Below are 22082 nucleotides of genomic sequence, written 5' to 3'. Positions count from 1 at the left end.
ATAAAAAAACGAAGGCAATGTAGTTGCCTTCGTTTTTTATTATTTTGCCCACTCGCTCACTTGCTCTACGCTCATGCGAGGTGCAGGGTGGCCTTTTAAAGTTGATTCACCAATTGTAATAAGCATAATTGGAACGTAACGAGATGAAACGTTAAATTCGTCTGTCAGTGCTTGTGGATTGAAGCCACCAATAGCACAAGTATCCCAACCAGTTGCTTTAGCTGCAAGCATAAGTTGCATTGCTGCTAAAGATGCATTTGAAAAGGCAGCATCTCTTGGGAATTGTTCACGAGCATATGCAGATTCAATATTTTTAGCTAAGCGTTCTTTTGCTTCTTCTTTCATAAATCCTTGTTCTACAATTGGACCATATACTGGCTCAACATTTTTATAAGCTTCTAAATCACCTAAAATAGCGACTACTGCAGAAGCATCAAGAATTTGTTGTTGGTTATAAGCTATTGGATGTAATCGTTTTTGTACATCTTCACCTTGAAAAACAAGGAATTTCCAGTGTTGTAAGTTCCAAGCGGAAGGTGCTTGTGCTGCTGCTTTTAAAATCTCATGTAATTCTGTAGATGAGATTTCTTTATTTGGGTTGAATGCACGTGTAGATGTGCGTTCATATAGAACGTTAAAAAAGTTGTCGTTTGTCATAATATATCCTCCAAATTGTATATAAAATTATCGGGAAAACGTAATGTATATTACTTACATTTTGTAAGTTATCGAATTTAAGAATATAATATCTTTATTTTAATTGTCAAGTTTTAAGAAATAAGCTAGGGCATTCATACAAACGATATAATTCCTATAATCATACACTAAAAAAGGAATTTATAGAGTGAAAAGGGAAGATAACATTCTCAATTAGCTTGTTAATATGTATTTCTCACAAATTAAAGTTTATTGGAGAACAGTCTTTTAAAAATATTTGTGAGGAATTCAGTAGAACAAGATATATGAAGTGAGTGAAGACTAGTGATGAACATACTACATTTTTTATTAGAGAATACGGTTTTCCAAAATGTGTTACAAGATCTGCAGTTAAATGTCCTTTATATAGAAAATGGATGTAAACATCAACAAACGATAGAAAATATCCATCCAAAATGTATGTTTATAGCAAATAGTTTTGAAGAGGGCGAACTATTATTTCAAAGAACGAAACCGCACATTATAATTATGTATGTAACAGATTATTCTCAAATAAAATATATAAAGAATATGTATACCTCGCAAAGTACATTCATTGTCATTTGGGATCAACAAATAACAAAAGAATTTACAGATGTACTTGCATTAGGAATACGTAATATTGTAATAGCCCCTGTAACTCCGCAAGCAGTGTTAGAAGAAGTGAATAAGAGTTTGTATCAACTTTCTTTGGTAAGGCAAGTTAGTTTACAACAGGAACTGCTTCAAACGATGTTTGATTTTCAAAATGATTTATTATTTATAGTAGAAGATGATGAAATTGTTGATTGTAATACAAATTTTTTAACGTTTTTCGGATATGAAAATTTGTTTGCCTATCGCGAGCAACATTTAGTATTTGCTGAACATTTTATTAGAGAAAATGGATACTACTCGACGACGCATGATATAACATGGCTAGAGGATACTTTATCAAGCGGTAGAAGAATTAAGATGTCAAATTATGAAGGGGCAGTATCTACTTTTCTATTACGTGCGACACCATTGCCAGAAGATTTATCAAGATTTATTGTAAAGTGCACGGAAATTACAGAATTAGATGAAATCTATCAAGAACAAGAAAGACTTGCTATGATAGATTCATTGACAGAGATTTATAATCGTTTAAAGTTTCAACAAATACTAGAGGTAGAATGGGAAAAGGTAATACGTAATGATGAGAAAATAGCAATTATTTTATTTGATATAGATAATTTTAAAACAGTTAATGACACATATGGTCATGATTTTGGCGATTTGGCATTAATACAACTTGCAGAGCTTATGAAATCTAAAGTGGAGCAGCAACATGTATTTGCAAGATGGGGAGGGGAAGAATTCATTATATTAGTGACAAATACAGTAGAAAAGGAAGCATTTCAAGTTGCGGAATCATTACGATTCTTCATTGAAACAAAGCAATTCACTGGAATTTCGAAGTTAACAGCTAGCTTTGGAGTTGCGTTATATGAACAAGGAACTACAAGAGAAGAATTAATGCAACGAGCGGATATTGCATTATATGAAGCGAAAAAAAATGGAAAGAATCAAGTATGTGTGTATAGAAAAGAAAAAATGTGATTTTTCGCAACAAATTGTTGCGATTTTTTTTTATTGTTTGATAATAGAATAGGGGGACAATTTTTAGCGAAGGAATTATGGAGGATTAATATGATAAAAAAAGTAATGGTGGTGGCTTCACTGTCTGCTATAGTTGGCGGCGGAGTATACTATTTTCTTGTTAGCCCCAATATAAAGGAAAACACTGTATTAACAACTAAAGTGAATCCTACTATTGAATCGGAAGTACAAGGGAATATAGAAGAAAAAGAAGAGCAACAAATTGATTATGCTAGCATATCTCAAAAATTAGATCAATATTTAGTCGGAAAGCAATTCAATGGAACAGTTTTGGTAACAGATAAAGAGCATGTTATATTGAATAAAGGATATGGGTATGCTGATGTTCAAAATAAAATAGAAAATACGCCTCAAACAAAATATCGTATCGGTTCTATTACGAAAACAGTCGTTGCCACATCTATTTTACAGCTGCAAGAACAAGGGAAATTGAATATTCAAGATAATGTAAATAAATATATTCCTTCATTTCCGGAGAATAAAAATATTACGCTATATCATTTATTAACGCATACCTCTGGTTTACCTGAACACGCAAAAGGCAATATTAATGCGGCTTCCCGCTTACAATTAATTAATTGGATTGGACGTCAAAATTTAGAATTTCCTGCAGGAACAGGTTGGAGATATACAGATTATAATTATATGGTGCTTGCTTATATAATAGAACATATATCGAAAAAACCTTTAGGAGATTACATAAAAGAAAACATATTTGTAAAAGCAGATATGCATGAATCCGGTATGGGAAATATGGTACCTGGAGATAAAAATTTTACAAAGGGTTATGTGAAAAAAGATCAAGAGCTTGTACCAGCGCAGAAGTTAGGCATGGATTGGCTATATGGTTGTGGTGAGATGTATACGACAGTTGGAGATATGAAGAAATTAGACGAAGCAATTATAAATGGAAAACTTCTTTCTGAACAAAGTATACAGGCAATGTTTTCACCTTCAGCAGAACGGAAATATGCATTTAGTTTTTATATATATCCAGATTATTTTCATAATCATGGTGTATTATCTGGTTGGAACACTTTCAATAATTTTAATAAAGAAAAAGGAACTTTTGTTATTTTATTTTCAAATGTGAAAAATAGTATGGATGATGACTTTAATAAAGAGTTCCGAAAGATGGTAAATGATTTATTAGAACAAAGGGGATGAGAAAATGGAACATAAAACTTTATCAATAGGTTTCATTGGGATTGGCGTAATGGGAAAAAGTATGGTTTATCACTTAATGCAAGATGGTCATAAAGTATATGTATATAATAGAACGAAAGCAAAAACAGATTCTTTAGTGCAAGATGGTGCAAATTGGTGTAATACGCCAAAAGAGTTAGTGAAGCAAGTTGATATTGTAATGACAATGGTTGGATATCCACATGATGTAGAAGAAGTGTATTTTGGTATAGAAGGAATTATAGAACATGCAAAAGAAGGTACGATAGCAATTGACTTTACGACATCTACACCTACTTTAGCAAAACGGATTAATGAAGTTGCAAAAAGCAAAAATATATATACGTTAGATGCACCTGTCTCAGGAGGAGATGTTGGTGCGAAAGAGGCAAAACTCGCAATTATGGTAGGTGGGGAGAAAGAAATATATGATAGATGCTTACCTTTACTTGAAAAGTTAGGAACAAACATTCAATTACAAGGACCAGCTGGGAGTGGACAACATACAAAAATGTGCAATCAAATTGCGATTGCTTCCAATATGATTGGAGTATGTGAAGCTGTTGCTTACGCGAAGAAGGCTGGACTGAATCCAGATAAAGTGTTAGAGAGTATTTCAACAGGGGCAGCAGGTAGCTGGTCATTAAGTAATTTAGCTCCTCGAATGTTAAAAGGAGACTTTGAGCCAGGATTTTATGTAAAGCATTTTATGAAAGATATGAAAATTGCTTTAGAGGAAGCAGAAAAATTACAATTACCAGTCCCAGGCTTAAGTTTGGCGAAAGAATTGTATGAAGAGTTAATTAAGGATGGCGAAGAAAATAGTGGAACACAAGTACTATATAAAAAATATATAAGGGGGTAAACGAGGTGGACCTTCAAAAGTTTGATGAGATGATTGATACTGTACAGCGAGCTACTTGTATGCAAATTAATGAAAAACAAAAAGAAGCTTTTAAACAAAAATATGATTTTGAACCAGAATTTGAATATGGAAGAGATGAGAAGGGGCATTATGTAATTCGAACCTCAAAAAAGATGTTAGAAGAAATGGAGTTTTATTTAGCATTGAAATATGATCGTGATGGAGTGGATCTTTATATGCAAGCTGAGATTGACGGCATATTTTATGTATCTATTAGCTATGGTGAAGATGCCCTACATCTACAAGAATTGTTTCAATTTCTAGAAGAAAATAAATAAAAGTCCTCAAATGAGGACTTTTATTTATTTAGTCATCTTTAATTTTTATAATTATAAGTTAGAAGCCCGGCGGCATCGTTCAACCGGGAATGGGATAATTTGTGCGATATGATTAGGACCAAATTGTTTTGTACGAGCATGGCGTATTATATAAAAAGCACACAGAATTGAAACAGGAATAGCGCCGAATAAACCAAATAATAAAGCGCTTACACAAGATGCGACAAATCCTAAAACACCAATTTCTAACTCTTCCATAATAGCTCCTAAAATAACAGGAAATGCTCCACATGTAACTCCAAGTATAAGTGCGATAAGTAAGCTCATGATTATCCCCCTCTGTTTGCGATATTATTTTCCTTCTTAGTTAATTGTAGTATATCACACATAAAACAGAATTTTCAGAAAAAATTCAATAAATGTTCAAAAAATGTTCGAAAAATGCACTTGAAAAATCAAGGTGTTAAATTTGTGATGAAATGGTACTTTCAAGTAAATAAAAAATCAGGCTTATTTCAAAATGAAATAAGCCTGTTCCATAGGAGGATGTATATATGTAGAGTGAATAAAAGTTTGGAAAAGGGGGTCCAAGTCCTTTTATTCAACTAACTACCTTAATAGATTGGAACCCAGCCTTCAGTTGTCACAAAAATACGAATAGCTACAACTTGGCGATCATCTTGCAAGGTAAAATAATGTCTTGCATTTTCAGGAACAGATATTAAATCGCCTGGCTCAAGTTCAACATCAAAGAATTTCCCATCTTTACCTTCAATAGCGAAAATGCCATGACCACTGACGATAAAGCGAACTTCGTCATCTGTATGATGGTGTTCCTTTTGGAAATTAATTAATAATTCGTCAAGGTTAGGGGTGCTATTTGAAAGTGAAATTACATCATGTGCTTTATAACCACGGCGTGCTGAAACATCAGCGATTTCTTTTGAAAAAATAGCTAATATTTCAGCTTTGTTTTCATCTGTTAACGAATAATTTTCATTTAAATGAGTAGGAAGTTTAGAAATATTCCATTTCTCATATAAAACGCCTTCCTCTTGTAGAAATTTAGATACTTCCACTTCATTTTCAATACGAGTATTTACTTCATGAATACGAATTTGCGCCATTAGAAACGCCTCCCTGAATTGATAATAGTTTTATATGAAATTGGAATAAAAACTCATAAGCTTCTAATCTCTTCTTTGCATCAAAGCTATCTCGGCCCCATACAGTAATACCGTGGTTACGGATTAATACTGCACCCGAATCTCCTTGTATATGCTTTCGGAAGTTTTCTCCAAGCGTTGGGATATGGGCATGGTTTTCGATAATAGGAATGTGAATTGTTGCACCTTCTTCCCAAATATCGAGTGCTTTAATAATTTCTTGATTTTGAAGGGTGACTGCATCACTATATAAATTTGTGATGACATTATTATCGGTTGTATGAACATGAAGTACGCAACCGGCATTCGTATTGTTATAAATGTGTGTATGCAATATTGTTTCTGCTGAAGGACGTAATTCAGTCTCTAAAACGGGAACTCCTACATGATCTACTAATAGAAAATCATCTGGAGTGGTTTTTGTTTTATCTTTACCGCTTGCCGTAATAAGAAAAGTAAGTGGTTCATGACTAACCTTTATAGAAATATTACCACTTGTTGCTGGGAACCAATTTCGTGTTGTTAACTCTTTTTTTATCTCGCTTAAGTCATACCATTGACGAAAAAGTTGTTTCATGCCTTCACCTCAAACAAAAGTTTTAATTCAGCTTGCACATCTTGAAATGTTTCAAACGGTGTATAAGCAATATGATTTTCTGCACACTTTGTAATAAGAAAATCGCGAGCGAATACTTTATCAGCTTGTTTCGCGGCTTGTAAATCAGTAATAGAATCTCCAATTACAATATGAAAGTCATCTGTATCACTTAATTTACGGATTAATGATGATTTACATAATCCGCAATGATTTTGACAATGATCATCACAAGAATGAGGCCATTTAACTGTAATAAACTCTGCTGAAAAGTCTGTTTCATTACAATAAATTTGCTCTTTTGGAATGATTCCTTGTAAGAGTGGATAGACGAAGAAATCCATTCCACCTGATATCACGTAAAAAGAAATGTTATTTTCCTTTACGAATTGTATAAACTCATGAAAACCACTACGGATTTCAGCAGTTTCTATTAAAAATTGAATAATATCATCGTGCAGATTAGTAGGTATTAATTGAAATAATTGAGAAACACCTTCTTGAATGGATAGTTCTTGTGATAAAATTTTATTCTTTACTTCTTCGGCTTCTGGTGGTGCGAATTTTTCCATAATGGACATAATGTTATCATTATTTGTAATCGTGCCATCGAAATCACAAAATACTTGAATACTCATAATTTCACCTCATAAGAGGGATTTCCCCATATTTGTAGTGCACTATGCAAATTTATGTCGTCTACTTCATGGAGTGGTTTATTTTGCAAAGTAGCATCAATTGCAGTACGAAAAGCTTTACCGCCGCCTTGCGCTCCATTTGGATGTCCGTGTATCCCGCCGCCAGCATTAATAACAACATCTTTACCGAAATCTCGTACAATAAAGGGAACGAAACCAGGATGAATACCAGCAGACGGAACAGAAAAGCTCTTCTTGAAAAATGCATCGTCTTCAGTTAAATATTTTGAGATAGCAAGAGCCTCCTCTTTTTCTAGCGCAACACTTCCGTATGGAGATGGGAATAATGAAAAGTCAGCCCCAGCATAACGTAGTAGCTTTCCAAGTAATAATGGAGATGAAACTCCATATAACTTGGATGCTGAATAAGCACCACTTACAGCAGGATGTGCCATAATAGGAACTGGGATTTCATCATCTTCTGCAAGTGATTGTAGTACATCTAGTCCGTAAGCAAATACGTTAAATAATAGAATATCAGCTCCAGCTTGCACTGCACGTTTAGCATTTTCTTTTAAATCAAAAGTTCGCCCTGTTAAATTTACGGCATATAACGTTTTATGACCGTATGTTTCGTAGACAGATTGTAAAACTTCTTTTCCAGATACAATGCGTTTCGTAAGGGGTGTTAATGCATTTTCAAATAATATTTCATCATCTTTTACTATATCTACACCACCAATTGCTTGATCGCGTAATTGCGTTTTTAAATACCCAATGTTTCGTCCAATCATTCCTTTAAAAATACTCATTAAAAGGGGACGATCATGCACTTGTAAAAGATTTCGAATACCATCTATCCCGAATTTTGGACCAGGAAAATGTTTTTTTAACTCGTCTGAAAAAGTTAAGTCAATTAGTTTTACTTCGCCATCAAGTGATAGCTTTCCAAATGTAGTCGTTAAAATCGCTGGTAAATCTGGACTGAAGTTTAATAGCGGATATTCGATTTTAATAATTCCGCGTTTTACTTTTTTACGTAAATACGAATTGGTATGTTCATGTTCAGCTAATTCCTCAACATGAATGACGTTGCCTTTATGCTGCTTTAATTGTTCTTGCAATAAGTGTGGCAAATGAGTCCAAGAGCCAATTGTTAAACCGAGTGCAATTTGCTCAGCTTTTTTTTCTAAGTTATGTGAATCATCATGGATTAAATACGTCGCTATAATTCCGCTCATTGTTATAACCTCCTAGTTAAATAAAAAAACCTCTCAGCTAAGGAGAGGTTTTTTTACAACCAGCTCCTTATCTGTCAGCGTAATGCTGCGAGAATTAGCACCGTGTCTACAATTGTAGATCGGTTGCCGGGTTTCGTCGGGCTCGTCCCTCCACCTGCTCTTGATAAGAAGTATTTAGAAATGTTTAAATTTTTAAGATAACTGAATTTTGTCAGATATTTTTCGTGTTGTCAATTACTTTTTGAAAAAATTTAATTTATCAATTCGATTAATGGCTTCTCGTAATCTATCTTCTGTATGCAAGAGACCAACACGGACATACCCTTCCCCATGCTCACCAAATCCAACACCAGGAGCAACTGCGACATGTGCTTTTTCTAGTAAAATATTAGAAAATTGCTCAGAGGTATATCCTGTTGGAACGGGAAGCCATGCAAAGAATGATCCTGTTGGAATGTCTACATTCCAACCAATTGAGTGACAGGCTGAAATAAGAGCGTTTCTTCGAGATTCGTAACTATTTACAAGGTCTATTACACAAGACTGTGAACTTAATAGCGCTTCTCGAGCAGCATCTTGAACTGCACCGAATATACTAACATACATATGATCTTGTAATAGGTTAATTGTTTCAATCACACTTTCATTCCCTACAGCAAAAGCGATGCGCCAGCCAGCCATATTGAAAGTTTTTGATAATGTGTAAATTTCAATTCCTATATCTTTCGCGCCATCTGCTTGCAAGAAACTAACAGGTTTTTGACCATCAAATCCGATAGCGCCATAAGCAAAATCGTGAACAACTAATATATTATGTTTATTAGCAAAGTGAATGGTTGCATCAAAAAAATCTTTTGATGCAGTAGCACCGGTAGGATTATTTGGATAGTTTAAAAACATTAATTTTGCACGCTCTGCAATAGAGTCATCAATGTTCGTATAATCTGGCAAAAAGTTATTTTCTGCAATAAGCGGCATTGTTTCAAAGTGTGCTTTTGCTAAAGCAACCCCGGATAAATAATCTGGATAACCTGGATCCGGAACGAGAATCGTATCACCGGGATTTGTAAAACAAATCGGTAATTCTACTAGTCCAGCCTTCCCTCCAAACAAAATAGCAACTTCAGTTTTTGGGTTTAATTCCACGCCGTATTCACGTTTATAGAATGTAGCCACGGCTTCCTTTAAGCTTTCATGTCCGCGAAATGGCGGATATTTATGATGAATGGTCTTTTCGGCAGCATCTTGTAAAGCTTTTACGATATGCTGCGGTGTTGGTTGATCTGGATTACCTTGACCTAGATTAATAACATCGTGACCAGCTGCAACGACTTTGTTAACTTTTGCAACAAGTGAAGCGAAAAATTGTGTTGGCAATGATGTTACTATCTCAGAAGGTTGAAATAATTTCATACTTTCCACCTCTTTTGAAAGTTGTTACAATTCTAGTGACAAATGATATAATCTTTCCAGTATTTTGTAAAGAGAAAAATAAGAATGGGGCTGAAAAAATGAAAGTCGCATGTATTCAAATGGATATTGTTTTTGGAGATGTAGAAAAAAATATTGAGAATGCTAAAAATAAAATAAGTGAAGCTATGAAGGAAAGGCCAGATGTTATCGTCTTACCAGAACTATGGACAACAGGATATGATTTAACGAGACTTTCTGAAATTGCAGATAGGGATGGAGTGGAAACGAAAGAAAAGTTAATAGAATGGGCGAAGCAATATGATATACATATTGTTGGTGGGTCCATAGCAAAGCAAACAGAGCAAGGCGTTACAAATACGATGTATGTTGTAAATAATGAAGGACAGTTAGTCAACGAATATAGTAAAGTACATTTATTTCAGCTTATGGATGAACATAAATATTTAATAGCTGGTAATGGTACGGGCGAATTTAAGCTAGATGATGTTGAATGCGCTGGAACAATTTGTTATGATATTCGTTTTCCAGAGTGGATGCGTGTTCATACTGCTAAAGGGGCAAAAGTATTATTTGTTGTAGCAGAATGGCCATTAGTTCGTTTAGCACATTGGCGTTTGCTATTGCAAGCAAGAGCAGTTGAAAATCAGTGTTATGTTGTTGCGTGTAATAGAGCAGGAAAGGATCCGAATAATGTGTTTGCAGGTCATTCTTTAATTGTGGATCCTTGGGGTGAAGTTGTAGTAGAGGCGAATGAAGAGGAATCAATTTTATTTGGAGAGCTTGTATTCGAGAAAATTAGAGAAGTACGAAAAGGAATTCCAGTTTTTGCGGATCGTCGTCCAGAATTATACAAATAAAATGTTGACAAGTGATTTTTATTCTTGGTATAGTCATCAACATAAAGTTAAAAATTCAAAAAATTATACAACTCTTATCAAGAGCAGGTGGAGGGATTTGGCCCGATGAAGCCCAGCAACCGACCGTAATACCATTGTGAAATGGGGCGTTTATTACGCCAAAAGGCACGGTGCTAATTCCAGCAGAAAGTAAAAATTTCTGGCAGATAAGAGGGGAGAAGATAAACTTCAAACCTCTTTCTTAGTGGAAAGAGGTTTTTCTGTGTTAGAAAAACCTCTGAATTTAAAAAGGGGGAGAAGACGATGGGATATTATTCATTAACAGAAATAACAGCTGTACAATATGCGAAAGATCATGGTTATTTTGAAGAGAAGGCAAATGTCATTTGTCATGAAATTGGAGATGGAAACTTAAATTACGTGTTCAAATTAGATGATGGAGAGAAATCCATTATAATAAAACAAGCACTGCCTTATGCTAAAGTAGTTGGTGAAAGCTGGCCATTGTCTATAAAAAGAGCAACGATTGAAAGCAAGGCATTACAAATTTTTGCGCAGTATGTACCGGATTATGTTCCAGTAGTGTACAGTCATGATGAAGAGTTAGCGATAACGGTAATAGAAGACTTATCAAGACTAACAATTACAAGAAAAGGATTAATAGACGGAGAAGAATATCCGCTTTTATCCCAGCATATTGGTCGTTTTCTAGCACATGTTTTATTTTACACTTCAGATTTTGGTTTACAGTCAGAAGAGAAGAGGATACTAGAAGGTACCTTTGTAAATCCGGACCTATGTAAAATTACAGAGGATTTAGTGTTTACAGATCCTTTTGGGCATTATGATACAAATGATTATGAGCCAGATTTACAGCTCGTGGTTGATGAACTTTGGAGTGATAAAACTTTAAAACTAAAAGTAGCACAATATAAATATAAGTTCTTAACAAGAAAAGAAACTCTTATTCATGGTGATTTACATACTGGTAGTATTTTTTCGTCACCTTCTGAAACGAAAGTGATTGATCCAGAATTTGCGACATATGGCCCATTTGGATTTGATATAGGTCAATTTATTGCAAATCTATTATTAAATGCTTTATCTAGAGAAGAAGAAAAGAGAAGTGTACTATTTTTTCATATAGAAAAGACGTGGAGTTATTTTGTAGAGACTTTTACAAAGTTATGGATTGGGGAAGGTGTAGAAGCATATACGAAAGAAAAACAATGGTTACCAATTATTTTGCAAAATATCTTTACTGATGCTGTTGGATTTGCCGGATGTGAACTAATTCGTAGAACAATTGGTTTAGCTCATGTAGCAGATTTAGATGAAATAGAAAATAAAGAAACAAGAATTCAAGCTAAGAAACAAGCGCTATCCTTAGGAAAAGAACTAATAAAATATGAATCTAAAAGTGCTGATATTCAACTGTTTCGAACATTATTTCAACAGACAGTTTCAAGGGGTGTAAAAGCATGAGTACAATTGTTACTGTTCCGAGATCTGTAAGTTGGAAAGGTGATGCAATTGCAGTATTAAATCAAACGAAATTGCCACATAGCACAGAATACAAAACATTAACGACTATTGAAGGGGTTTGGAAAAGTATCATAATGTTAGAAGTACGTGGAGCGCCTGCAATTGGAATTGTAGCTGCATTTGGCTTGGCGCTTGCAGCGAAAAAATATAATACTTTACATATCGAAGAATTTCAAAAGAAGTTTAATAGAGACTGTAACTATTTAGGGACATCACGCCCAACGGCAGTAAATTTATTTTGGGCAATTGATCGTATGAGAGAATCTATTCGAGAGATTACTACAATAAAAGAAGCACAAAAAATATTAGAAGAAGAAGCGCTTCGCATTCAACAGGAAGATGAAGAGGTGTGTCGAAATATTGGGGAATATGCGTTAACATGTTTTAAAGATGGCGATAATATTTTAACAATCTGTAACGCTGGAAGTATCGCAACTGCCAGATATGGAACTGCATTAGCTCCCTTTTATATTGGAAAAGAGAAAGGTGTGCGTTTACATGCATATGCGTGTGAAACGAGACCAGTTTTACAAGGTGGTCGCTTAACGACGTGGGAATTGAAGCAAGCAAATATTGATGTGACCCTTATAACAGATAATACTGCAGCTCATGCTATTCAAACGAAAGAAATAAACGCAATTATTGTGGGGGCGGATCGAATTGTCGCAAATGGAGATACAGCCAATAAAATAGGGACAATGAATTTAGCTATTTTAGCAAAGTACTTTAATATCCCATTTTACGTTGCTGCGCCACTGTCAACATTTGATGTTACGAAAGAAACTGGAGCCGAAATTATTATTGAAGAAAGAGATGAAACAGAAGTTACGAAAATCTTTGGAAAACAAGTAGCACCAATTGGAACGGATGTTTATAATCCAGCATTTGACATAACGCCGAATGAATTAATTACAGGAATTATTACTGAGAAAGGTATTATACGCGGGGACTATAAACGAGAAATTGCATCATTATTTGAAAAACAAGCTAATACATAATAGCTTGTTTTTTTATGCCTAAATGCAGTGTTTTCTCTTACTTATATAATGAAAGGAGGGGAAGAGGGTGGAAGAGTGGATCAAGATGATAGGTAATGTAGGGTTTCCAATTGTTGTAACATTATATTTACTCCACCGTATTGAAAGTAAATTAGAGGGGGTAATTGTTGCAATTGAGAAGCTCCCGCGGCAATTACTAAAGTACGAAGATCCTCGGGATAAAAAATAAAGTTTGCTCTTCTTGAGCAAACTTTATTTTTATTGAGCGGTATAACCACCATCGATAACGACAGCTTGACCAGTTATACCTTTAGCTTTTTCACTCGCTAAAAACATCGCATAATCTGCAATTTCTTGTACTTGTAATAAGCGCTTTTGTGGAACGAGTGGATAAATAACATCTTCTAAAACATTTTCAAGTGGTACATTTCGTGTAGTAGCTAAGTCTTGTAGTTGATTACGTACAAGGGGGGTATCAACATAACCAGGGCAAAGGGCATTAACAGTAATACCATGCGTAGCACCTTCTAAAGCGGCAACTTTTGTTAATCCAATTACGCCATGTTTTGCACTATTGTAGGCAGCTTTTCCAGCAAACCCGACAAGGCCGTTAATAGAAGCGATATTAATAATACGACCATATTTTTGTTGTTTCATAATCGGAAAGGCATGCTTAATTGCAATAAACGGAGCAATTTGCATAATTTGAATTAGTAGCTCGAACTTTTCAGTTGGAAAGTCTTCAATGGGTGAAACGTGTTGCATTCCTGCGTTGTTAATTAATATATGTAATGAACCGAAATGATCAACTGTTTGAGAAATTGCTGCTGTAATTTCCTCTTCAGATGTAACGTCACATTTTAAACCGATAGCTTGAAAACCTTCATTTTGTAATTGTTCAGCAGCTTCTTTTGCGCGTTCTTCAAGCCGATCGGTAATCACAACTTTTGCACCTTCTTTTGCAAAAGCCTTTCCCATTTCATAACCAATGCCACTTGCAGCACCTGTTAAAAAGACAACTCGATTTGTAACCATGATGAAAAACATCCCTTCATAATAAAGTTTTCATAGTGCTCTATTTAGAGAAGCTATAATGAAATTCCTGCAAACATTTGGAAAAAATATCGTTAGCTATCTTGTTTTGCAAAATAGTCTTTGCTATACTATTTTGTAAAGCAAGATACTTACGCTTATCTATCTTGTAAAGCAAGATAGTAGGAGGATTTGAATTATGTCGACAAGTCAAATGCTGAAAGGGATTTTAGAAGGATGCTTACTTGCTATTATTTCTGAAGGCGAAATATACGGTTATGAAATGAGTGAAAAGCTAGCGAAGTATGGTTTTACAATGGCGAGTGAGGGAAGTATTTATCCGTTATTAATACGAATGCAAAAAGAAGGACTAATAACAAGCGTAATGAAGGAATCTCCATCTGGTCCAAAGAGAAAATATTATACATTAACAGAAAAAGGCGAGGAAGCACTTGATGAATTTATGGATCGCTGGGAAACGATGCAAAGTAGTGTAGAACGTCTACTTGAAGGGAAGGGAAGGAGAAAATAATGCTATCAAGTGAAGCGCGAAAGTTTTTGTTAGATATGAGATTATTTTTGACGGCAAAGAGTGTGAAAGAAAGCGATATTGAAAATTTTATAGAAGATGCGGAACTCCATTTAATTGAGGGGGAGAGTGATGGGAAAAGTGTAGAAGATATTTTCGGAAGCTCACCGAAAGAATATGCAAATGAACTTGTCAAAGTAATGGAAAGAGATAGACAGGAAACGTGGAAGCAAATTGGTTTTACAGTAATGAATATCGTATCGTTTTGGATTATTGCTTCTATCTTAATAGTGAATCATGGAATGTTACAGATTTCACTTATTCAGTGTATCGGTTACAGTTTTTCATTGATTTTAGTTGTTATAGGTCCTAATTTTCTACTTCGCAAAATGACCTTCGTCACAAGCTTTACAAAAACATGGTTTTCCATGTGGTCTTTAGTTATGATTGCTCCATTGTTTTTATTAGGAGCTGTTACGATATTAGATGTGATATATCCTACAAAAATGCTCACATTCACCGAAGTCCAAAGTTATATAGTAGCTGGTGGGATTTTTATGATCACAGTAGCGATAAATATATATTTTGAAGGATGGTTTAAAAACTTATATTTAATCATTCCACTTTCTATTATGTTACTGTTTAAAACATTTACATCGGAAGATCTTATGCCAATGCTATTTCAAATTATATGTTTATACGGAAGTTTGTTTATTTTAATTTTCCTTGAAATTATGATGAAGACGAATAGAAGAGAAATGGTTAAATAAGGGAGGGGTTATAATGAATGTTTCTAAAGAAGGAGAAAAGTTTTTAATCGATACGAAAGTATATTTAATAACAAAAGGGATTAAAGAAGAAGAGGTGAACGCCTTTCTAGAAGATGCAGAACTTCATTTAATAGAAGGTGAAAAAAAGGGAAAGACGGTAAGGGACATATTTGGTGACTCACCAAAAGAGTATGCGGAAGAATTAGCGAAAGAGATGGAGAAGGATAAAAGCGGAAGTATAAAGAGTGTTTTAGGAATGATTATTGGTATTGGTGGGTATTGGTTACTAACCAATATTTTATTTGGAAATTCGAATCAACAATTTACGTTAACAAATGTACAGTTAATTGGTTATCCTATCGTTTTAATTATTACAATTATTGGAACGGTTTTTGCGTTTAGAATGTCTTCTTTTAAAAGTAAATTAGTAGAGTTTGGAATTATTTATGTAATAGTAATGATACCTATTTTATTATTAGTGTTATTAATGTTTATGAATAAATGGTACGGGACACCTGTATTGCAATTAACTACAATGCAAAGTTATATACTAGCTGGAATAATCTTATTAGTACTGCTAATTGGTGAAGCGTACATACTTGGATGGATTGGAATATTAGCTGTTATCATACCGTTATTAATTATGTTTGTATTTAAAGAATTAGGGAAGCAAAACCCATATTGGGGAATGTTAGAGCCTTTACTTCTGTACGGAAGTTTATATGTATTAATGAGATGGTCTTTTAAAAATGAAGAGGAAAAAACTGTAAGCTAGTTTTGTACTAATAGTGAAGTGAACGAACTGAATTTTTTATCAAGGGGGGAACGAATATGCAAAGTATATTTCTAGGTATATTGTCTATTGTGTTTTTAGGTTTAACGATTTTTGGGCTCTATACTACCTTTTTGAAAAAGGTACATGATGACTATTTCGATACTTTATTAGATGACACATCGGGTTATATTCTGTTCTTCGGTTTTATTGGAAAAGGGCTGCTCTGGATACACCAAAAATTATTTCCAAAGAAATATTATATAGGGATTTTTAGAGGGATTACATTTACATTTAGTTGTCTATTTTTATTTCTAGCAGCCGGGATTTGGTTTGTTGATTGGAATAAGTCGTTTTAAACAGTAACATGAGGGTTACTGTTTTTTTCTTTGTAATAAAGAGCTTTGTAAAGAGAGCGCTTTTTGTTCTGCTGTTAATAAGGAATGAATATGAACGTTTTCTGGACGAGGGACTATCGGATACATAAGATTGGTTGGAGAAGGATGGTGCTCCGAGCCAGTTGGGGAATGAGGATCTGCATGAGTAAGTTTTCCGTGAATACGTCTTGTAAATAAGATATGACCGATTTCGTGAGCGAGCGTATATATATTTTTCATAGGAGCAGCTGAGTTTGTTAAAACGATATATCCTGTAAGTTGTTGCTGTTTTGCTAAAGAGTAAGCGCAGGCAATTACTGCTGTTTCTTTGAAATAATCACTGCCAATATAACAAATATAAAGGTCGCATTCAGGAGCTTCATTTACACATGTTTGGAAAAAGGATGCCAGCTTTTCTTGACTTTGAATGGAATTTTTATAACTGATTTCACGGTCAAAAAAACGGAAAAGTTCATTTAATACAATTACTTCTTGAATTTGAAATGTAATGGGGTGCCAAATTGATTCTGCAACAGCTAAATCTTTTGCGATGCGGTCATCAGAAATATCGGCGCCGGGAGTAATACAAATACATATATTGACGTATGGATCCATAAGGAACACCTCAAATGAAAAAAGTTCTTCCTATAATATATGTGGGAAAAAGATGTCATGTATGGATAAACGCCTTCTTTATTGAATATATAGATGACAAGTCGAAAAAATTTCATAGTTCTATAACGTAGTGTGATCATCTTTTTGATATAGTAAAGGAAAGGGGGAGAATATATGTATACATTAAAAATCGTTTCAGACAGAGAAGCACTTTATCAATTTGCGAGTTATGTAAGAGTTGTACAAGGGGTGGAAGATGTATATGTAGAGGTGGGAGAACCTTTATATGAACATCCGTTAATGAAGTTTTATGTACATATTAAGCTGAAAGAAACATATGAGCAGCATAAAGCGTTACAGGAAATAGCAAGATTAGTAGAATTGGGGCGTTTTACATATGTCCATTATCGTAATGATGAAATTGAGGAAGCTTTTGAAGCTGTAAAATATGAAAGTTTTAAGAAATAAAGGTGAAAAAAAGGAGGCGAAAGCTTCTTTTTTTCTTTAAAATTACATGAACAAAAAGAGCAAAATTTTGTTATGATAAGGGAGGTTAGGGAAAGGGGAATTTACATATGGGGTATATTGAAGAGTTACGAAAAGTCGTTGGTACAAGGCCGCTTATTCTCGTAGGATCAGCAATTATTATATTAAACGATAATCAAGAAGTATTGCTTCAATATCGTTCAGATACATATGATTGGGGTGTACCTGGTGGGGCGATGGAACTGGGCGAAACGACAGAAGAAACTGCACGTAGAGAGTTATTTGAGGAAACGGGGTTAACTGCAAAAATAATGCAATTTCTTGGTGTTCTATCTGGAAAAGAAGTATATTTCCGTTATCCGAATGGCGATGAAATTTTCAATGTTATTCATCTGTATCAGGCACATCATGTGAGCGGGGAATTAAAGCTCGATCATGAAGGGTTAAAACTTCAATATTTTCCAGTAGATAAGTTGCCAAAATTGAATGAAACGACAGAGAAAATTTTACAAAAGTTTTTATATGCGCTGACAGAATAGAAGGTTAATTCCTTCTATTTTTATTATATTAAATATTTTGATTTTTTAGTATGTTTATAGTATGATAGTTATAGATATACATCTTATGGAATTTCACCTAAAAACTGACTAGGGTACATAAGAGAGGGGCAAGTGCAAAATGCATAATGTTGTTATTACAGCTGCAGTTCGTTCGCCAATTGGAACTTTTGGAGGAGCGCTAAAAAATGTAACGCCAGTAGAATTAGCTGTTCCTGTACTTCAGGAAGCTGTAAAACGAGGCGGGGTAGAACCACATGAAGTTGATGAAGTAATTTTAGGTCATTGTATTCAAAGAACTGATGAAGCAAATACGGCGAGAACAGCTGCATTAGCGGCAGGATTTCCTGACACAGTTACGGGATATACAATCCAACGTCAATGTTCTTCAGGTATGCAAGCAATTATGTCAGCTGCAATGCAAATCCAATTAGGTGTAAGTGATGTTGTTGTTGCAGGTGGGGTAGAAGCGATGAGTTCGAGCCCTTATGCATTGAAACAGCACCGCTGGGGACAACGTCTACAGCACGGAGAAATTCGTGATACGGTGTGGGAAGTGTTAGAAGATCCGATTCACCATATTATGATGGGTGAAACAGCGGAAAATTTAGTTGAACAATATGAAATTACAAGAGAGGAACAAGATGAAGTTGCTCTTCGCAGTCATACATTGGCACTGAAGGCAATCGAGTCTGGATACTTTGACGATCAAATTGTTCCTATTACAATAAAAGAGCGTAGAAAAGAAGTTGTATTTTCGAAGGATGAACATCCACGTGCAGATATTACAGCTGAAAAATTAGCTGGATTGAAGCCGGCATTCCGTAAAGATGGATCAGTGACTGCTGGAAATGCATCTGGCCTTAATGACGGGAGTGCAGTTCTAGTATTAATGAGCGAAGAAAAAGCGAAAGAAAAAGGTTTACAACCGTTAGCTAGAATTGTTGGATATTCAGTAGCTGGAGTAGATCCAAAAATTATGGGTATTGGACCAGCACCAGCAATTCGTAAAGGTTTAGAAAAAGTAGATTGGTCATTGGAAGATGCAGATTTACTTGAAATTAATGAAGCTTTCGCGGCTCAATATTTAGCTGTAGAGAAAGAGTTAGGCTTAGACCGTGAAAAAGTGAACGTAAACGGTAGTGGCGTAGGACTTGGGCATCCAATTGGTTGTACAGGGGCTCGTATTACAGTAAGTTTAATTCACGAATTAAAAAGACGTGGGTTAGAAAAAGGAATTGCCTCTTTATGCGTCGGTGGCGGTATCGGGGTTGCCTTATTTATAGAAGCACTATAAAAAAGAAGCAGCTATTGCTGCTTCTTTTTTTACGACTCAAATAGATGATGGAATAATCGATCGCGATTTTCAAAGAAAAGTTTCGTCGTTTGGTAATGCTCAGTTTCTTCTAATGTGGATTCGTGAATTCCCTCTTGTGTTAAAGAATATATAGTGGATTCAGGATAAGCCATTAAAATAGGAGAATGCGTCGCGATAACAAATTGTGAACCTTGTTCAGCTAGTTCGTGCATTCGAATGAGCATGGAAAGTTGTCTCATTGGTGATAAAGCTGCCTCAGGCTCATCTAAAATGTATAAACCTTGTCCTGAAAAACGGTTCATAAATAATGAGAAGAATGATTCACCGTGTGATTGTTTGTGTAGTGAGATACCACCATAAGAGTTGATAACCGGATTCCCACGTGCTTCTCTATCAGCATCTATTTCATCAATATAAGAAGCAACGTTATAAAATGATTCAGCGCGAAGAAAGAAACCGTCGTTTGGTGTATTGAAACTTTTTGAAATGCGAAGGTATTCATGTAAAGATGAATGGGAATCGTTTGTGCTAAAGCGGAAGTTCTTCGTTCCACCTTCTGCGTTAAAACCTAACGCAATTGCAATTCCTTCAAGTAATGTTGATTTACCTGTTCCGTTTTCTCCAATAATGAATGTTACATTTGGATGGAAAGCTAGTGATTGTAATGTTCGAATAGCGGGTAAGCAGTAAGGATATGCGGAAAAACTAGGGATATTTTCTTTTTTTAATGTGACATTTTGTAAAAAGGGTACGTCAATCAATATATAAACCTCAATTCATAACGGATTTTGAATTTAAAAAGGCAGCAAATACAAGTGTTAATGACACCTGAATCCCTTCTTGTTTTCTGAATATTTTATGTGGATTATATCATTTAAACTATCATATTCCAATGTGAAAATAAATATTGCATGGAGATCCATTCTCTCGTTATGATATATGGTATTCTATTGAAAATGTGAGAAGGAGTTAAAGTATGCCGTTTACATTTGCACATCCAGCAGCAGTTCTTCCTTTTGCGAAAAAGCATTCTAAACATATTTCAGTAACGGCTCTTATATTAGGTAGTATGGCGCCTGACTTTGAATATTTTTTGCACTTTAGACCCTATGGTGTTATTGGCCATACATGGCTTGGGTTCTTATATTTAAATTTACCGCTTGTATTTCTAATCGCATACATATATCATTACATTTTAAAAAAGCCGTTTATAACGCATTTGCCTAAACCGTTTGCTGGTTATTATTCATATGCAATAGATGAGAGGTGGGGGCTACATACCTGGAAAGAATTCTTTGTATTTTGCTATTCTGCATTATTCGGTATGCTCACGCATGTTGTTTGGGATGCATTTACTCATAATACAGGCTATTTCGTTATGAAAATAGCATTGTTACAAATTGAATTACGCAGTATTCCATTGTATAAATGAGGGTGTTGCAAAACTAAAATAAATATGCAATGTTATGAATCAGAAAAACTAGCTGAACATGCAATAGATAGCGATTTTGACCATACCAACGTGGCTGTTCCAGCCCTTTATCTTTGAGATGACTAAACTGTTGTTCAATTTTTCCACGCTCTTTCATCAACTGTTTGCCAAAGGTAGTTTGTAGAAAATGAGACACTACACGACGATGTGTACTTTTGATTGGTCCGCTATTACGCGGGTTAATTGGATTGATCGCAAAGATATCACATGCTCCGGCAATTTCATGAATGTGCTGACTATCATAAGCGGCATCTGCAACGGAAAATAACACATTTTGGTTTTGTATATCCCGAAGCAATGCAGGAGCTATTTTACTATCATGTACATTTGCGGTTGTAAATGCATACGACAATATAACACCTTCTGGTGTAGAACAGACATGAGTTTTATATCCCTTATACCAACCATAGCGAGTAGATTTTCCCCATTTCGCTTGAGAATCATATAAACTACTCCGTAAGGCTGTACTATCAATTAAAACGCACGGAATTAACCCTAAATTCTTTTCTTGAAGAATTTGTTTATGAAGCAACGGAATTTCTTCGTTGCGAAACCAAGTGCCTACACGTGAAAAAGTAGATATATGAGGAACAAGCGAAAGGCCACAAGATACACGAAATGAAGGATATTGATGTAAAAAACGAGTTAACTTACGTAATGAATTGATCTGGAATACCGTTTTTATAAAAAAACATTTGAGTAAAGCTTTTCTACAGATGGGTGGGCGGCCTGTCATAGGCGGAACGCCTCCAATGGTTAAACTGTCTACGTAGGCAAATAAAATTTGTAAAATGGATTGATTTTGATCAAAATTGGTTATCATACTAGTAAATCCGTCCTTTCTGGAGATAGTTTTAGGATACTATCATTCTTCCAGGAAAACGGGTTTCTTTATGCATTCATTTTTGGATATTTATGAGTTTTGCAACACCCTC

At 34.9% G+C, this 22082-nt stretch carries 26 protein-coding genes, 1 pseudogene and 2 riboswitches; of the genes and pseudogenes, 16 read left to right on the top strand and 11 right to left on the bottom strand.

Features of this window, described 5'->3' with window-relative positions; genetic code table 11:
* Positions 1-39: 39 nt before the first annotated feature.
* Positions 40-657, bottom strand: a complete 618-nt coding sequence (locus V6946_RS21575) for a nitroreductase family protein (protein WP_000180387.1) — start codon at positions 655-657, stop codon at positions 40-42.
* Positions 658-984: 327 nt separating this feature from the next.
* Here V6946_RS21575 and V6946_RS21570 point away from each other — a divergent pair, with 327 nt between their 5' ends.
* From V6946_RS21570 to V6946_RS21555, 4 genes are all read left to right on the top strand, one after another.
* Positions 985-2277 carry a GGDEF domain-containing protein gene (locus V6946_RS21570; protein ID WP_366981365.1) on the top strand — a complete coding sequence of 431 codons (1293 nt, stop codon included), beginning with the start codon at positions 985-987 and terminating at the stop codon, positions 2275-2277.
* A 90-nt stretch (positions 2278-2367) separates the two neighbouring features.
* Positions 2368-3504, top strand: a complete 1137-nt coding sequence (locus V6946_RS21565; RefSeq protein WP_000592910.1) for a serine hydrolase — start codon at positions 2368-2370, stop codon at positions 3502-3504.
* A gap of 4 nt (positions 3505-3508) precedes the next feature.
* The gene (locus V6946_RS21560) at positions 3509-4387 is read left to right on the top strand and encodes an NAD(P)-dependent oxidoreductase (protein ID WP_000400431.1); all 879 of its coding nucleotides are present in this window, start codon (positions 3509-3511) and stop codon (positions 4385-4387) included.
* 5 nt (positions 4388-4392) lie between these two features.
* A complete protein-coding gene (locus V6946_RS21555; protein WP_000365620.1) occupies positions 4393-4725 on the top strand; it encodes a DUF3909 family protein in 333 nt (110 codons plus the stop codon).
* 51 nt (positions 4726-4776) lie between these two features.
* Here the strand turns inward: V6946_RS21555 and V6946_RS21550 are convergent, their stop codons facing one another.
* The 6 genes from V6946_RS21550 to V6946_RS21525 form a co-directional block, all read right to left on the bottom strand.
* The gene (locus tag V6946_RS21550) at positions 4777-5052 is read right to left on the bottom strand and encodes a hypothetical protein (protein ID WP_000054659.1); all 276 of its coding nucleotides are present in this window, start codon (positions 5050-5052) and stop codon (positions 4777-4779) included.
* A gap of 287 nt (positions 5053-5339) precedes the next feature.
* Positions 5340-5852: an acireductone dioxygenase gene (locus V6946_RS21545; RefSeq protein WP_000057313.1), complete on the bottom strand. Its 513-nt coding sequence runs from the start codon at positions 5850-5852 to the stop codon at positions 5340-5342.
* Positions 5830-6468, bottom strand: a complete 639-nt coding sequence (locus tag V6946_RS21540) for a methylthioribulose 1-phosphate dehydratase (RefSeq protein ID WP_000811341.1) — start codon at positions 6466-6468, stop codon at positions 5830-5832. Before V6946_RS21540 ends, V6946_RS21545 begins: the two co-directional genes overlap by 23 nt.
* Complete coding sequence (locus V6946_RS21535) at positions 6465-7124, bottom strand: 2-hydroxy-3-keto-5-methylthiopentenyl-1-phosphate phosphatase (protein ID WP_006928141.1); 660 nt, start codon at positions 7122-7124, stop codon at positions 6465-6467. Before V6946_RS21535 ends, V6946_RS21540 begins: the two co-directional genes overlap by 4 nt.
* A complete protein-coding gene (gene mtnW, locus V6946_RS21530) occupies positions 7121-8365 on the bottom strand; it encodes a 2,3-diketo-5-methylthiopentyl-1-phosphate enolase (RefSeq protein ID WP_000014180.1) in 1245 nt (414 codons plus the stop codon). Before mtnW ends, V6946_RS21535 begins: the two co-directional genes overlap by 4 nt.
* Before the next feature lie 64 nt (positions 8366-8429).
* Positions 8430-8535: riboswitch (SAM riboswitch) on the bottom strand.
* Between the two features lie 64 nt (positions 8536-8599).
* Complete coding sequence (locus V6946_RS21525; protein WP_006928142.1) at positions 8600-9778, bottom strand: pyridoxal phosphate-dependent aminotransferase; 1179 nt, start codon at positions 9776-9778, stop codon at positions 8600-8602.
* Between the two features lie 14 nt (positions 9779-9792).
* On the opposite strand from V6946_RS21525, the gene V6946_RS21520 reads away from it, so the two are divergent.
* The 4 genes from V6946_RS21520 (at position 9793) to V6946_RS21505 (ending at position 13428) form a co-directional block, all read left to right on the top strand.
* On the top strand, positions 9793-10656 hold the full coding sequence (locus V6946_RS21520; protein WP_033692904.1) for a carbon-nitrogen family hydrolase: 864 nt from the start codon (positions 9793-9795) through the stop codon (positions 10654-10656).
* A 71-nt stretch (positions 10657-10727) separates the two neighbouring features.
* Positions 10728-10869: riboswitch (SAM riboswitch) on the top strand.
* A gap of 90 nt (positions 10870-10959) precedes the next feature.
* Entirely contained in the window at positions 10960-12141 is a 1182-nt protein-coding gene (gene mtnK / locus V6946_RS21515; RefSeq protein ID WP_000542682.1) for an S-methyl-5-thioribose kinase, read from the top strand.
* Entirely contained in the window at positions 12138-13199 is a 1062-nt protein-coding gene (gene mtnA, locus V6946_RS21510; protein ID WP_000104624.1) for an S-methyl-5-thioribose-1-phosphate isomerase, read from the top strand. The genes mtnK and mtnA overlap by 4 nt, the downstream gene beginning before the upstream one ends.
* A 67-nt stretch (positions 13200-13266) precedes the next feature.
* Entirely contained in the window at positions 13267-13428 is a 162-nt protein-coding gene (locus V6946_RS21505; RefSeq protein WP_000393336.1) for a YvrJ family protein, read from the top strand.
* Positions 13429-13457: 29 nt separating this feature from the next.
* Here V6946_RS21505 and V6946_RS21500 read toward each other — a convergent pair whose 3' ends face one another.
* Positions 13458-14234: a 3-hydroxybutyrate dehydrogenase gene (locus V6946_RS21500; RefSeq protein WP_000258427.1), complete on the bottom strand. Its 777-nt coding sequence runs from the start codon at positions 14232-14234 to the stop codon at positions 13458-13460.
* 196 nt (positions 14235-14430) lie between these two features.
* Here V6946_RS21500 and V6946_RS21495 point away from each other — a divergent pair, with 196 nt between their 5' ends.
* The 4 genes from V6946_RS21495 to V6946_RS21480 are packed head-to-tail and all read left to right on the top strand — an operon-like array spanning position 14431 to position 16661.
* Positions 14431-14763 (top strand): PadR family transcriptional regulator, encoded by a 333-nt coding sequence (locus V6946_RS21495; RefSeq protein ID WP_000107982.1) that lies wholly within the window; start codon positions 14431-14433, stop codon positions 14761-14763.
* Positions 14763-15530, top strand: a complete 768-nt coding sequence (locus V6946_RS21490; RefSeq protein ID WP_000952889.1) for a DUF1129 domain-containing protein — start codon at positions 14763-14765, stop codon at positions 15528-15530. The genes V6946_RS21495 and V6946_RS21490 overlap by 1 nt, the downstream gene beginning before the upstream one ends.
* Before the next feature lie 13 nt (positions 15531-15543).
* On the top strand, positions 15544-16305 hold the full coding sequence (locus V6946_RS21485) for a DUF1129 domain-containing protein (protein WP_001103078.1): 762 nt from the start codon (positions 15544-15546) through the stop codon (positions 16303-16305).
* 56 nt (positions 16306-16361) lie between these two features.
* The gene (locus V6946_RS21480) at positions 16362-16661 is read left to right on the top strand and encodes a hypothetical protein (RefSeq protein WP_001190641.1); all 300 of its coding nucleotides are present in this window, start codon (positions 16362-16364) and stop codon (positions 16659-16661) included.
* A gap of 15 nt (positions 16662-16676) precedes the next feature.
* On the opposite strand, the gene V6946_RS21475 is transcribed toward V6946_RS21480, so the two are convergent.
* Positions 16677-17294 carry an ImmA/IrrE family metallo-endopeptidase gene (locus V6946_RS21475; protein WP_000371605.1) on the bottom strand — a complete coding sequence of 206 codons (618 nt, stop codon included), beginning with the start codon at positions 17292-17294 and terminating at the stop codon, positions 16677-16679.
* Positions 17295-17468: 174 nt separating this feature from the next.
* On the opposite strand from V6946_RS21475, the gene V6946_RS21470 reads away from it, so the two are divergent.
* The 3 genes from V6946_RS21470 to V6946_RS21460 all read left to right on the top strand — a co-directional run bounded on the left by V6946_RS21470 (position 17469) and on the right by V6946_RS21460 (position 19634).
* The gene (locus tag V6946_RS21470) at positions 17469-17762 is read left to right on the top strand and encodes a DUF3928 family protein (RefSeq protein ID WP_000288330.1); all 294 of its coding nucleotides are present in this window, start codon (positions 17469-17471) and stop codon (positions 17760-17762) included.
* A gap of 107 nt (positions 17763-17869) precedes the next feature.
* A complete protein-coding gene (locus V6946_RS21465; protein ID WP_000540529.1) occupies positions 17870-18319 on the top strand; it encodes an NUDIX hydrolase in 450 nt (149 codons plus the stop codon).
* A 139-nt stretch (positions 18320-18458) separates the two neighbouring features.
* Complete coding sequence (locus V6946_RS21460; RefSeq protein ID WP_000552078.1) at positions 18459-19634, top strand: acetyl-CoA C-acetyltransferase; 1176 nt, start codon at positions 18459-18461, stop codon at positions 19632-19634.
* A 29-nt stretch (positions 19635-19663) separates the two neighbouring features.
* Here the strand turns inward: V6946_RS21460 and V6946_RS21455 are convergent, their stop codons facing one another.
* Entirely contained in the window at positions 19664-20416 is a 753-nt protein-coding gene (locus V6946_RS21455; RefSeq protein ID WP_000567998.1) for an AAA family ATPase, read from the bottom strand.
* Between the two features lie 215 nt (positions 20417-20631).
* Here V6946_RS21455 and V6946_RS21450 point away from each other — a divergent pair.
* Positions 20632-21084, top strand: a pseudogene (locus tag V6946_RS21450) (DUF4184 family protein); the annotation flags it as partial.
* 16 nt (positions 21085-21100) lie between these two features.
* Here the strand turns inward: V6946_RS21450 and V6946_RS21445 are convergent.
* Positions 21101-21970 (bottom strand): ISNCY family transposase, encoded by an 870-nt coding sequence (locus tag V6946_RS21445; protein ID WP_023520903.1) that lies wholly within the window; start codon positions 21968-21970, stop codon positions 21101-21103.
* Positions 21971-22082: the final 112 nt, after the last annotated feature.

Origin of the sequence: Bacillus sp. PPSBB_2 (genome assembly GCF_045291115.1) — a bacterium.
Classification (GTDB): domain Bacteria; phylum Bacillota; class Bacilli; order Bacillales; family Bacillaceae_G; genus Bacillus_A; species Bacillus_A cereus.
The sequence above is the reverse complement of the archived record's forward strand: the minus strand, read 5'-3'. Positions and strand labels throughout refer to the sequence as shown.

What these genes read in the sequence shown, in the direction of transcription:
- V6946_RS21560 (WP_000400431.1), top strand. Translation starts at nt 3,509, where the DNA reads ATGGAACATAAAACTTTATCAATAGGTTTCATTGGGATTGGCGTAATG.
- V6946_RS21500 (WP_000258427.1), bottom strand. Translation starts at nt 14,234, where the DNA reads ATGGTTACAAATCGAGTTGTCTTTTTAACAGGTGCTGCAAGTGGCATT.
- V6946_RS21575 (WP_000180387.1), bottom strand. Translation starts at nt 657, where the DNA reads ATGACAAACGACAACTTTTTTAACGTTCTATATGAACGCACATCTACA.
- V6946_RS21475 (WP_000371605.1), bottom strand. Translation starts at nt 17,294, where the DNA reads ATGGATCCATACGTCAATATATGTATTTGTATTACTCCCGGCGCCGAT.
- V6946_RS21465 (WP_000540529.1), top strand. Translation starts at nt 17,870, where the DNA reads ATGGGGTATATTGAAGAGTTACGAAAAGTCGTTGGTACAAGGCCGCTT.
- mtnA (WP_000104624.1), top strand. Translation starts at nt 12,138, where the DNA reads ATGAGTACAATTGTTACTGTTCCGAGATCTGTAAGTTGGAAAGGTGAT.
- V6946_RS21445 (WP_023520903.1), bottom strand. Translation starts at nt 21,970, where the DNA reads ATGATAACCAATTTTGATCAAAATCAATCCATTTTACAAATTTTATTT.
- V6946_RS21565 (WP_000592910.1), top strand. Translation starts at nt 2,368, where the DNA reads ATGATAAAAAAAGTAATGGTGGTGGCTTCACTGTCTGCTATAGTTGGC.
- V6946_RS21485 (WP_001103078.1), top strand. Translation starts at nt 15,544, where the DNA reads ATGAATGTTTCTAAAGAAGGAGAAAAGTTTTTAATCGATACGAAAGTA.
- V6946_RS21540 (WP_000811341.1), bottom strand. Translation starts at nt 6,468, where the DNA reads ATGAAACAACTTTTTCGTCAATGGTATGACTTAAGCGAGATAAAAAAA.
- V6946_RS21470 (WP_000288330.1), top strand. Translation starts at nt 17,469, where the DNA reads ATGTATACATTAAAAATCGTTTCAGACAGAGAAGCACTTTATCAATTT.
- V6946_RS21495 (WP_000107982.1), top strand. Translation starts at nt 14,431, where the DNA reads ATGTCGACAAGTCAAATGCTGAAAGGGATTTTAGAAGGATGCTTACTT.
- V6946_RS21490 (WP_000952889.1), top strand. Translation starts at nt 14,763, where the DNA reads ATGCTATCAAGTGAAGCGCGAAAGTTTTTGTTAGATATGAGATTATTT.
- V6946_RS21480 (WP_001190641.1), top strand. Translation starts at nt 16,362, where the DNA reads ATGCAAAGTATATTTCTAGGTATATTGTCTATTGTGTTTTTAGGTTTA.
- V6946_RS21570 (WP_366981365.1), top strand. Translation starts at nt 985, where the DNA reads ATGAACATACTACATTTTTTATTAGAGAATACGGTTTTCCAAAATGTG.
- mtnK (WP_000542682.1), top strand. Translation starts at nt 10,960, where the DNA reads ATGGGATATTATTCATTAACAGAAATAACAGCTGTACAATATGCGAAA.
- V6946_RS21545 (WP_000057313.1), bottom strand. Translation starts at nt 5,852, where the DNA reads ATGGCGCAAATTCGTATTCATGAAGTAAATACTCGTATTGAAAATGAA.
- V6946_RS21525 (WP_006928142.1), bottom strand. Translation starts at nt 9,778, where the DNA reads ATGAAATTATTTCAACCTTCTGAGATAGTAACATCATTGCCAACACAA.
- V6946_RS21535 (WP_006928141.1), bottom strand. Translation starts at nt 7,124, where the DNA reads ATGAGTATTCAAGTATTTTGTGATTTCGATGGCACGATTACAAATAAT.
- V6946_RS21460 (WP_000552078.1), top strand. Translation starts at nt 18,459, where the DNA reads ATGCATAATGTTGTTATTACAGCTGCAGTTCGTTCGCCAATTGGAACT.
- V6946_RS21550 (WP_000054659.1), bottom strand. Translation starts at nt 5,052, where the DNA reads ATGAGCTTACTTATCGCACTTATACTTGGAGTTACATGTGGAGCATTT.
- mtnW (WP_000014180.1), bottom strand. Translation starts at nt 8,365, where the DNA reads ATGAGCGGAATTATAGCGACGTATTTAATCCATGATGATTCACATAAC.